This is a genomic window from Thermoanaerobaculia bacterium (assembly GCA_035260525.1).
Classification (GTDB): domain Bacteria; phylum Acidobacteriota; class Thermoanaerobaculia; order UBA5066; family DATFVB01; genus DATFVB01.
Genome location: DATFVB010000139.1, coordinates 1 through 2,281 on the forward strand (window position 1 = coordinate 1; position 2,281 = coordinate 2,281).

The window sequence follows — 2,281 nt, forward strand, 5'->3', positions numbered from 1 at the left end:
AGGCGGTCATCGAATACGAGTTCCGCCGCCGGGGCGCGGCGGGCCCGGCGTACCCGTCGATCGTGGGCTCGGGGCCCAACGCCACGACCCTCCACTACGTGCGGAACGACCGCGCGATCGCTCCCGGCGATCTCGTGCTGATCGACGCCGGCGCGGAGTACGGCGGCTACTGCGCCGACGTGACCCGCACGATCGCCGCATCCCCCGCGCCGACCGCCGCGCAGCGCGCGGTGCGGGACCTCGTCGCCGCCGCGCAGACTGCGGCCATCGAGCGCTGCGTTCCGGGGGCCACGTTCGACGACGTCCACGAGACCGCCCAGGCCGTGCTTGCGGAGGGCCTCGTCGCGATGGGCATCCTCGAGGGTCCCGCCGGACGCGCGCTCGAAAAGGGCCTCCAGAAGCCGTACACGCTCCACCGCACGAGCCACTGGCTCGGTCTGGACGTCCACGACCCGGGCGCGCCGGCCGTCGGCGGCGCTCCGCGCGTGCTCGAGCCGGGAATGGTGCTGACCGTCGAGCCCGGGCTCTATTTCCGGGACGACGCTCCCGCTCCCGACGCGTACCGCGGCATCGGCGTCCGGATCGAGGACGACGTGCTGGTCACCGCGGCCGGACCGAAAGTGCTTTCGACGATTTGAAGGGATAAATTCGAAGCACGAAGTTCGAAATTCGAAACAATATGGAAATCGAAAATCCGAAATCCGAAATAGCGGGGCGGACCCTCGGGAGCAGCGCTCGACGTTTCGATCTCGAAGAGCGGACATTGTTCTTCGCTCTCGCGGTTCGCGACTTCGTCAGGACCTTGCCCCGCGATATCGCAAACGTCGCGGACGCCGCGCAGGTCATCCGCTCCTCAGGATCGGTGGGAGCGAACTATATTGAGGCGAATGAAGCCCTGAGCAAGAAGGACTTCCTGTTTCGAATCAAGATCTGCCGAAAGGAGGCGAAGGAGTCGGGCTACGGGTTGACGTTGATCGACGCAGGAAGAGACGCGATCCTACGCTCTCGTCGGGAGGCTCTTATCCGGGAGTCAGGTGAGCTGACGAACATCTTCGGCGCCATTCTTCGAAAAACCAGGCCCGCGTGAAATTCATGGAGTCGTCACGGGGAACTCGATGGGGCTCGGATTTGTTTCGAGTTTCGAGCTTCGGATTTCGGATGGGATCGGAAGGCCTCATCGAGACGTCACGCGAGCTGACGAGTATCTTCGCCCCTGTTGGAAAGACGAAACGAGGGTGATAGTGACGAAATCTCGTCTCGTGCTTCGGATTTCGGATTTGTTTCGAGTTTCGTACTTGGGATTTCGGATTTTCTGATGCAGGACAAGATGGCCACCCGGAACCGGCTCGTCAACGCCCTCTACTCGGCGTCGTTCGCGCTCTGGTTCCCGCTCTTCCGGGCGATGACGCGCGTCCTGTCGCGTCCGACGCTCGCGGCGATCGCCCGGCAGACCGTCGGCCGCTTCTTCGCGCTGCGCCCGAAGTACCTCGCGGCGATCCGCGGGAACTTCTCGCGCATTCTCGGCGAGCCGCCCGATTCGCCGCGCGTCGTCCAGGCGGCGCGCGACATGATCGACCAGCACTCGTACCACTGGATCGACTTCTTCTACTTCGCGCAGCGCCCGTTCGCCGAGGCGCAGGCGCTGATCTCGGAGATCCGCGGATACGAGAAGATCGTCGAGGCGGAGCGGCGCGGGAAGGGGGTGCTGCTCGCGACCGCGCACCTCGGCAACTGGTATCTCGGCGGGATGCTCCTCGGCGGCCTCGACCACGCCATCCACGTCGTCCTCAAGCCGGACCGGTTCCCGGTCGTCGAGCGGTTCCGCAGCGAAATGCACCGCCGGTGGGGAGTGGGGGAGATCCCGGTGGGCGAGTCGTTTCTCTCGGGCGTGGCGGTCGTCCGCGCGCTCACCGCCGGGCAGATCCTCGGGATCCAGTGCGACCGGGACTTCAACAACACCGGGATCGCGGTCGATTTCTTCGGACGGCCCGCCTATTTTCCCCGCGGACCCTTCACCGCCGCGATGGTGTCCGGCGCGGCGATGCTGCCGTCGTTCATCCTCCGGGAAGGAGACCGGTACCGCATCGTGATCGAGGAGCCGCTCCCGATCGCGCGGGGCGGAGACCACGAAGCCGACCTCCGCGCCAACGTGGAGCGTTTCGTCCGGATCCTCGAGGGCTACGTCCGGCGGTATCCGACGCAGTGGTACTGCTTCTACCCGTTCTGGGACGATCCGAGCCGCAAGACGCCTCCGGAAGCTCCCGTCGGGAGCCGCCGCCGC

Annotated in this window: 3 protein-coding genes; all 3 read left to right on the plus strand. The window is 65.8% G+C overall.

Going from position 1 to position 2,281, the window contains the following annotated elements; all coding sequences use genetic code 11:
* Window positions 1–638, plus strand: a 638-nt coding sequence (locus VKH46_06535; protein HKB70485.1) for a M24B family metallopeptidase, incomplete at its 5' end; no start/stop codon positions are given.
* A gap of 41 nt (window positions 639–679) precedes the next feature.
* Window positions 680–1,087 (plus strand): four helix bundle protein, encoded by a 408-nt coding sequence (locus VKH46_06540; protein HKB70486.1) that lies wholly within the window; start codon window positions 680–682, stop codon window positions 1,085–1,087.
* 228 nt (window positions 1,088–1,315) lie between these two features.
* A partial coding sequence (locus VKH46_06545; GenBank protein ID HKB70487.1) for a lysophospholipid acyltransferase family protein occupies window positions 1,316–2,281 on the plus strand: 966 nt, incomplete at its 3' end.